This window comes from Phocaeicola massiliensis B84634 = Timone 84634 = DSM 17679 = JCM 13223, from assembly GCF_000382445.1.
In the GTDB taxonomy this organism is placed as follows: domain Bacteria; phylum Bacteroidota; class Bacteroidia; order Bacteroidales; family Bacteroidaceae; genus Phocaeicola; species Phocaeicola massiliensis.
Map to the genome: position 1 here is coordinate 279505 of NZ_KB905473.1, position 8436 is coordinate 287940.

General features: G+C 50.2%; 6 protein-coding genes. 1 reads left to right on the forward strand and 5 read right to left on the reverse strand.

Annotated features, from left to right (window positions below; translation table 11 throughout):
• Nucleotides 1–79 precede the first annotated feature (79 nt).
• The 3 genes from HMPREF1534_RS05040 to HMPREF1534_RS05030 form a co-directional block, all read right to left on the reverse strand.
• Nucleotides 80–1852, reverse strand: coding sequence for a DNA topoisomerase (locus HMPREF1534_RS05040; protein WP_005942683.1), 1773 nt, complete (start codon nt 1850–1852; stop codon nt 80–82).
• Nucleotides 1853–1924: 72 nt separating this feature from the next.
• On the reverse strand, nt 1925–2200 hold the full coding sequence (locus tag HMPREF1534_RS05035) for a DUF4099 domain-containing protein (RefSeq protein ID WP_005942686.1): 276 nt from the start codon (nt 2198–2200) through the stop codon (nt 1925–1927).
• A 53-nt stretch (nt 2201–2253) separates the two neighbouring features.
• Nucleotides 2254–4086 carry a DUF3945 domain-containing protein gene (locus HMPREF1534_RS05030; protein WP_005942690.1) on the reverse strand — a complete coding sequence of 611 codons (1833 nt, stop codon included), beginning with the start codon at nt 4084–4086 and terminating at the stop codon, nt 2254–2256.
• A gap of 95 nt (nt 4087–4181) precedes the next feature.
• On the opposite strand from HMPREF1534_RS05030, the gene HMPREF1534_RS05025 reads away from it, so the two are divergent.
• Nucleotides 4182–4529 carry a hypothetical protein gene (locus HMPREF1534_RS05025; protein WP_005942693.1) on the forward strand — a complete coding sequence of 116 codons (348 nt, stop codon included), beginning with the start codon at nt 4182–4184 and terminating at the stop codon, nt 4527–4529.
• A gap of 186 nt (nt 4530–4715) precedes the next feature.
• Here the strand turns inward: HMPREF1534_RS05025 and HMPREF1534_RS05020 are convergent, their stop codons facing one another.
• Entirely contained in the window at nt 4716–6035 is a 1320-nt protein-coding gene (locus tag HMPREF1534_RS05020; RefSeq protein ID WP_005942696.1) for a sigma-54-dependent transcriptional regulator, read from the reverse strand.
• Nucleotides 6016–8337 (reverse strand): hybrid sensor histidine kinase/response regulator, encoded by a 2322-nt coding sequence (locus HMPREF1534_RS05015; protein WP_005942698.1) that lies wholly within the window; start codon nt 8335–8337, stop codon nt 6016–6018. Before HMPREF1534_RS05015 ends, HMPREF1534_RS05020 begins: the two co-directional genes overlap by 20 nt.
• Nucleotides 8338–8436 lie beyond the last annotated feature (99 nt).

Consider the following 8436-nt stretch of genomic DNA (forward strand, 5'->3'; position numbering starts at 1 on the left):
AACGTATCTTGCACATATAAAAAGAGAGGCACGGACCCTAGTCCGCACCTCTCTTGTACCCTGACATGTCGGCAACCGCTTACATGGAGCCATGTGGCCGGGCTTCTTCCGGATGGTTCCGGAATATCTCTCCGGTCACCTCATTTACCGTTTCCAGCACGCCGTCCAGAAACTCCTTCTGCGTGAGCTCCCCCCGCTCTATGCGTACCAGTTCCGTTTCCCAACCGGAGGTGAGGGAGGCTTCCGCCACTTTCATTCCACGTACCGTCTCATATAAAAGAAGGCCTTTGGGGGTCGGGATGATGTACCTGCCCGAATAGCGGATGTATTTGCGGTCCAGAAGCGTACGGATGATGTTCGTACGTGTGGATACGGTTCCCAGTCCGGCCTTGTCCATATAGTCCGTCAATTCCTCGTCCGTATAGGGGGAAACAGGCAGGGATTTCCTGTGTATGAGGCTGCATCCCGCCACCGGCAGCGTCTCCTCCCGCAAAAGTTCAGGTGGAACGGGGCAGAGGACACCGTTTTCTGAAACAAGGTGTTCCCTCTGGAAAACACCGAGCCATCCCGTTTCCAGGATACGGTATGTACGGATTCGGAACTTGCGTGCGGCGCATACCGTTTCAACCGTTGTGTATTCCACCTTACACGGTGGCATGAACGTTTCCAGCATCCTGCCGACAATGAGCGTGTAAACCAGCCTTTCCTCCCTGTCCAGCTCGCCGGGCTGTACGCCGGTGATGACAATGGCATGGTGCTCCGCCGTATCCTGTGTCCCGGTCATACCTTTCCTTGCCGTAAGGTTAACCATACCGGCATATTGGCGGAAATCCTTGCCGGACAGCAACTTCTCCATAACCGGAGGTAACATGTCATACACATCCCGGGGCAGCAGGCGGCTGGAAGTGCGCGGACAGGAGATCAGTTTTTTCTCGTACAGGCTCTGGGTGATTTCCTGTACCCGTATGGCCGTCAGGTTATGGTAACGGTTCGCATCTTTCTGAAGCTCGGTCAGGTTATAAAGGGCCGGCGCGCCGATTTCCTCTGTCCGGCTGCCGACAGCCGTGACACGTGCATACCCTGCCGCCTTGCAGTCCTCGTACAGTTCCAGGGCGTCCCGGCGGTTCCCCAAGTCTTCCACGTGGCGCATCTTCATTATTTTCCCGTTCTTGCAGAGGCTGATGAACACGGGCCAGCTGTCAGCGGGAATGTGGTTCTCCCTCTCCCGGTACCGTCCGCTTATGGCCGCCAGTACAGGGGTCTGCACCCTGCCCAGCGAATTGTTTCCGAAGCCTACCGCCTTGCAGACGGCATAGCTTGAATTGACCCCCAGAAGCCAGTCGGCCTTGTTGCGGCTGTCTGCCGCCAGGAACAAGTTGTCGAACAGGGCGCATGGGCGGAGGTTTTCCATGCCTCTGGTGATGGCCTCGTCCGTCAGGGATGAGATCCACAGGCGGAGGCAGGGTTGCTTGCATCCCAGAAAGCGGTAAAGATACCGGAACAGCATTTCCCCCTCACGGGAAGCGTCGGTTGCCGCAATGATGGTGTCGCACGCGTCGAACACCTTGGCTATCACCTTCAACTGGAGTACCGCATTGATATCGGGATTCCATCCCGTATCCGTCTTGACGTGCCTTACCGTCAGGAAAGGAGGGGGCAGCAGGGGGAAGTCCTCCCGCTCCACCCATGACGTACCGGAATCTTTCGGCATCGCCAGGGAAAGCATGTTGCCGTATGTCCATGTCACCATGTATCCGTTTCCGGTCATGTATCCGTTCTCTTTTCTGTCTGCTCCCAGAACTCTTGCTATCTCTCTGCCCACATTGGGCTTGTCAGTCACTATCGCTATCATATTCTTTTTCTTTTTGATGTTCCGTGCCGTTTCTGGCGGCACGGAACGTGGGTTAAACCTGTTGTTTCCCGGTTAAATTTCCGGTGTCTCCTTCTGACGGAGACCGTTTATTTCCATGACCGGTCTGCCGTTGCCGTCAGGTACCAGCTTCAGCGTGGCGTCCATCGTCAGGCTGATGACCGGTGTGCGGAGTTTCAACGGGACGATTTCCGTTTCCTTGCCTTGCAGCAACAGTTCCATGTCACCGCTGGTTTCCAGTTGTTTTTTACTGATGCCAGCGGCCTCCAGACCGTTCCAGTCAATGTCTTCCGCCTTATAGATGTGGCGGGCATTCTGATTCGTATTCATACGATTCGGGGATTTTAGGTTTGTGTAATTCGTTCTGTTTCCCTTTGGCCGGGTTATACCGCCTGTGAAGCGCCTTTCTTCTGTTCCTGCTGCTGCCCCTGTGCGGTCTCCGTCTGTGCGGCACGACGGGAAGTATCCCGGCGGATATCCGGATTCTCCTGGAAATATTGCAACTGTCCTGAATAGGGGTTGACTTTCAGGTAGGAGCTGAAGGACTGCCCGTTGTTTTTCAGCCCTTCGACAAGGATGGTCTTTCCATCCTGAAGGTTCGCCCTTTCCTGTGCCGTGAACACATGACCGTAAACCTCCGCCGGGATGCGTGGCGCCTGCTGCTCGTTGAACCCGTCCGGCGTGCGTGAATACATCGTCCTTCCGGTATTCATGTCCAGTTTGACAAACGAGGAGAATTCCTCTCCCGTACGTCCGATCATGTTTTCCAGATAGACCGCCTGTCCCTTGCGCAGGGTTTCCTTGTCCTCGGGTGTCAACTGCACATTGCATATTTCCTTGGGGATATAGATCTCCCCCGTTTCCGGGTTGTGGCGGGTGTAGTTCGGGCGTCCCGTTGTCTGGTCTATCGTGACAAATGAGGAGAATGTCCCGTTTCTGTTCTTGAACTTCATGTCCTCCACCAGGATGGTATGCCCCTCGCTGAGCATCTTTATCTGGGTGGGCGAGAGCGGCACGCCCCCGATGGAACGCTCGTTGAAAATCTGGTTTTTCGGGAAGATGAACTCCAGCCCCCTGCGCTCGGCGCTGTACTGGAGCGTGGCGTCGAACCCCTTTCCCGCCTTGGAGGTCATGCCCTCCACCTTGACGGGCTGTCCCTCCTTCAGCAACCTGATTTCCTCGTCCGTAAGCCTTACCCCGCTCACTTCCTGCGGGATGTAGACATGCTCCTGGCGGACAGCGACCAGCTCGTTGGTGTTCTTGTCGATGGAGATCAGGCAGGGGGTATATTCACTGCCACGCAGGTTGAGTTCCGCCACACGCCCCATGTTGCCGCTCTCACGCAGGTTCTTCTTGTCCTCCTCGCTGAAGTTGAATCCGAAATAAGGGCGTTCCAACTGCGGCTCCTTGCGTATGCCGTGAATGGCCAGTCCCACCTGTCCATCCTGTTGCGGGATGAGTGAGAGCCTTGCATCCAGTTTGGCTGTCAGCAAACCGGAAAGATGGATTGTCAGGGGCACCAGCTTGTTGGTCTTGTAGCCCTTCAGCATGGAATCAAGGAGTCCCTGCTGTTCCAGCGAAGCCTTTGAGATTCCGACCTTTTCCAACTCCTCCCAGTTGACCATGTTCTCATTATACCGGTAATGCGGTCCTTGCGACTCCTGCGGTTGCTGCTGTGCTTGCGGTTGCTGCTGTGCCGCCTGCTGTACCTCACTCTGTTGCAGGGGCTCCTGCGGTTGCGTTTCTTTTTTTGCCATTGTTGTCTCTTCTTGTCTGTTCGCACTTTGTTCCTTCTTGTTTTCTCTCGGACGGATTTCGTAGCGCTTGAGGAACTCTTTCACCGCGTCCGTCTGTTTTCCTTCCGCCAGGTCCTTGATGGCCTGCTTGTTCATCTTGTAGTCGTGGAAGGTCATGCGGAGAAGGCGGAAATGGGTCGGTTCCTTGAGCTGGCTCCAGAAATTCTTGATGAAATTTTCGAGAATGCTCGAATTCTTGTCGAATTTCAGGAATGAGTTCTCATTCTTCTCGTCCGCCGGGACTGTTTTTGCTTTCCCGTCCTTATCAATCTCGCTGACCACCTGCACACCATTTTTCGGGTCGCTCTTGTTATGGACCAGCATCAGTTCGGTGATTTGCTCCACCGGAAGTGCATCATTCTTAGCCTTCGGTTTTCGGGTCCGTTTAGGCTTTTCGTTCAGGTTCTTTTCCTGTGCCATACATTTTCCTTTTAGGGGTTAATAAATTGCTTTGACGCTTCAAATGTATAGGCTAAATTTGAATAAAACGCTGATTTTCAAAAAGGTGTCATCAGATGTCATCAAATGTCATCAGATGTCCGAAAAAGTGGTTTTCAGATGAGGGTGGAATGTCGGCGAACAGGGGGAAAGCCGGGCAAAAAGAAATATGCGACAAGAAAAAAGAGAAGCGGTATGTATGGCAGGAGAAGGAGCAGGCGGAACAAACAATGCGGAACCATGCAGAGCGGAGGGAGCTGAAGCCCCCTGTCTTCTCATGGCTTCTTTTATTTTTGCGAAAAGATTCTTGTGAGACCTATACCCCGAACGGTACATGTGGGATTTCGTGGGGTATGAGATATGCCTTCCTCAATATCCGATATTTTTTATCCATGCGTCACGTCGGTCGCAGTTTGCCCCTGTAATCGTTTCTCAAATCGAATTTGGATTGCCGCCGCATTCTTTTTCGTGAAAATTTTCCACGGCGAAGCCGCAAGGAAAATTTTCACGAAAAAAGTGTAGGAAATGCGGCTGGCAAGACAAATTCGATTTTCCTTTGATGAAGGGGGAAACTGTTCTGGCAATATCCATCCGCCTGTCCTCTTAACACATTATTTGCTAATACCATGTATGCTCATTTTTTTATAAAGGGTGGGGCGGCTTATTCCCAGCAACGCCGCCGCTTGTGTCAGGTTTCCTTTGGATATGGATATTGCCGTCTTGATTTGTTCAATGTTCCTTTTCTCGTCTTTCTGCAAACATTTGTCTATCTTTTTTTTCTTGGCAGAATTCGGAGCATCCGTTTCCGTCTGTTTCAACCGTAAAAAATCGGGAGTTATCAAATTTCCTTTGCATATCAATACCGCCGCATAAACAACCTGTTTCAACTGCCTGACATTTCCCGGCCAGCTATACCCCAACAGCATTTCTTTTGCCGGTCCGTCAAAACCCACCACCTCTTTCCGGAGTTCCGCACAAGACTGTTCCCTGAAAAAATCCGCCAGGGGAAGTATGTCTTCCAAACAATTTTGCAGCGCAGGTACGGTAATCGTAAAGTCATGGAAACGATACAACAAGTCTTTGCGGAAACGTTTCTCGGCCACCGCCTGGAACAAGTCCTCGTTGGTTGCCGCGATGATACGCACATCCATCCGCCTGTCCTGTTTCCCGCCCACCGGACGATAGCTCCGTTCCTCCATGGCACGCAACAACATCCGTTGTGTCTCTATTGAGAGATTCTCCACTTCGTCCATGAACAAGGTGCCTCCCTGCGCTTCCAGGAAATACCCCGCCTTTTCCTCGGTAGCCCCTGTGAAGGCTCCCTTGACATGGCCGAAAAAGGCGGAAGCGGCCAGATCTTTGGACAAACTGCCACAGTCAACCTTAATATACGGTTTGTTGGCTCTGAGACTCCTCCTGTGTATCTTATTTGCCAGATGTTCTTTTCCGGTTCCCGTGTTCCCCAGTATCAACACTGTCATGTCTGTTGGTGCAACCAGGTGGATATATTGGTTCAATTCGCAAAAAGAGGCACTCCTGCGTTCGTAAATCACTTTGGAAAAAGTATCGTTTGCCGCTTTTATCTTTCTTATGGCGGGTAACAGCTTGTCTTCAACCAGTGGTTTGAGGATAAAATCCTCCGCACCTAATTTCATGGCATGGACGGCAGAATGTATCTCCTCATAGTTGGTCATCATTATGAACGGATGCATGTACCCGTTATCCCTCATCCATTTCAACAAGGCGGTACTTTCCCCGTCCGGCAACCTTAAATCCGCCAATACCATATCATCCTCATGGATGGAACCCCTAATCATTTTTTTTGCCTGTGCCAGCCCGTGTGCCTTCATTGTCTTAAAGTCCGCCTTTTGCAAAAGACTACAGATATAGTCACAGAACAAGATATTATCCTCAATAACAATCACTTTCATAGATTTTCTTTGCCTGTTGTGCCAAATAAATTATTTCTTTTCCTTTATCCAATACTTTTTGAACAGTCCGTTTCAATTCTTCAACCGAAAGCTCCCCGGAACCCTGAAGCAGCGCAAACAATTCACGTAGCGGTTTACCGGCATGAATAATCTCCCATGAGCATGTCAGATGGTGTACCCACTCCTTCAGTGCCTCGTGATCATTCTTTTCCGCACTCTCAGCCACCGCCTCCATATCCTTTGCGGTTTCCTCAATCAAGGTATCAAGCATCGCCTTTTTGTCTCCATGCTCCAACAGAGTATGGAAATCAATTTGTTCCAACTGCCTTTCGTTTCCTAAGCATTCTGCGCATACCTGCAACAATTCCTCAGCCGAAAACGGTTTTTTCAAACAAGCCGAAAACCCCGCCTCACGCAGGTCTTCCGCCTTGCAGCTCCCCGAAGCGGTTGCCGCTATGACCGGAATGCTCCTTGAATTTCCCACTTTTGCCATGCGCAGGAGTTTCAGCACCTCAAACCCGTTCATCTGTGGCATTTTCAAATCCGTAATCAACAGGTCATAGCTTTGGCAACGTACATGTTCCATCAAGTCACGTGTATTCTCACATACCGTACAAGTGACTCCATGATGCGCGAACATTTCCCTGATCGCAGCCAACAAGACGGTGTCATTGTCCAATACCAGAACCGTAAACGGCTGTATGGGAATCCTGTCCTTGTCGTTGCCGTTCACACTTTCCTCTGCCACAGGCAAGGGCAAGTAGACAGTAAAACGGCTGCCTACACCTTTCCGGCTTGTCAGCTCTATCCTGCCTTCCAGCAACTCGACCAGGCTTTTGACTATTGAAAGCCCAAGGCCGACCCCTTCTTCCGCAATCGCGTTGGGAAGCCGTTCGAATGCCGTAAAAATACGCGCCTGCTCCTCGTCATCCATACCGGTTCCGGTATCTTCCACCGTAAGCGCCAATATCCCTTTTTCAAATCGCGTACGTAATGTCACCGTTCCCTGTTCTGTAAATTTAATCGCATTTGACAACAGGTTGCTCCCTATCTGGATTATTCTTTTTTTATCCCCGACAACAACCGCATCCCCGGCACTTTCCATGTTTAAGGACAAGTTCTTTCCTGCCGCCAACGGCAGGAAATCCGTTTCCAATACTTCAATGACAGAGCATAACCTGAACGGGGCGGGACTGGCTTTTTCCTTGCCGCTTTCCAAACGGAAAAATCCCAGCAGGGCATTCAGCATGGAAGCCATATATTCTGCCACCTGCCGTATATTTTGGTTATACTCCTTACGTTTCAACGTCCTCCTCTCCGTGGCAAGCAATTCCGCATAGCTGCTGATGGTGGCAAGCGGAGAACGTAAATCGTGCGTCACCGCCAGCATGATTTTTTTTCTTGCTTCAATCAGCTTCTTGTTTTCAACGACAGTCTGCCTCAACTGCCGGACCGTATCCTCCAATCTTCTTTTATAGCGGTTTATGCGTATCATATACCTGTGTATAACCAGATAAGACCCTACTAATAACAGTATCATGAATGCCGTCAAACCAATGACTACGGCAAATGATTGTTTCTCAGCCTTTGCAATCCTATCTTCCCGTTTCTTCAGCTCTGTTCTTGCCGCCTTGTCCATGTGTACAATCATCTGCTGTAGCTGCCTGTTCAACATTCTGTTCTTTCCGGCTAAATAGTTCGTCTGCTCAGCCAGTTCCCGGGTATATGCCTGATGTTCGCCCACTACCTTTTGGTTGAGTGCATAAAGCATGGAAGCCGTGGAGGGGGAATCCGCCTTATCACGTTTTCTGAACAGCCTCTTCAGCAATCCCCCCCTTTTATTGGTTTCCCGTTCACTTTGTCTGGCAATAACCGGAATTTGTGCCGCAATTTCCTGACTGACCTCTTCCTGTTTATGCACCAGAGATATGATTTTTTGCATATACAGTTCCTTGTCTTTCCATAAAGTACGGATACTGTCCATGTGTGAGTTGGGATTGCTGTTGTTAAATTCATATAACAAGCTGTCAATATGCTGTTTCCGTTTGCGGAATGTAAGAAAATCCTGCTCGTTCCATTCCATGAAGGTTTCACACAATAAAGAAAGGCTAAGCATTTCCACATATATATCATTCATGTCATGTTTCTGACGGTTGATTCCCCGGACTTCCACTTCCCGGGCCTTCATCTCTTTCCATTCATGGATACCGGCGTATACAATACAGCTTATGATTATAATTTTGGTGATGTACCCGACCGCTATTGGGGCGAGAAGAGGTTGCGAACATAAAGATTGTCCCAACAATTTATTGTAACCATTCTATTTTCCGCTACGACAATTTTATCGGCTGTTTTTCAGCCGATAAAATAAAAATGTCCGTAAGAAAATAGTTTAGTTTTA

Excerpts from the sequence above, each read along its gene's own strand:
- HMPREF1534_RS05040 (WP_005942683.1), bottom strand. The coding sequence starts at position 1,852 with ATGATAGCGATAGTGACTGACAAGCCCAATGTGGGCAGAGAGATAGCA.
- HMPREF1534_RS05035 (WP_005942686.1), bottom strand. The coding sequence starts at position 2,200 with ATGAATACGAATCAGAATGCCCGCCACATCTATAAGGCGGAAGACATT.
- HMPREF1534_RS05030 (WP_005942690.1), bottom strand. The coding sequence starts at position 4,086 with ATGGCACAGGAAAAGAACCTGAACGAAAAGCCTAAACGGACCCGAAAA.
- HMPREF1534_RS05025 (WP_005942693.1), top strand. The coding sequence starts at position 4,182 with ATGTCATCAAATGTCATCAGATGTCCGAAAAAGTGGTTTTCAGATGAG.
- HMPREF1534_RS05020 (WP_005942696.1), bottom strand. The coding sequence starts at position 6,035 with ATGAAAGTGATTGTTATTGAGGATAATATCTTGTTCTGTGACTATATC.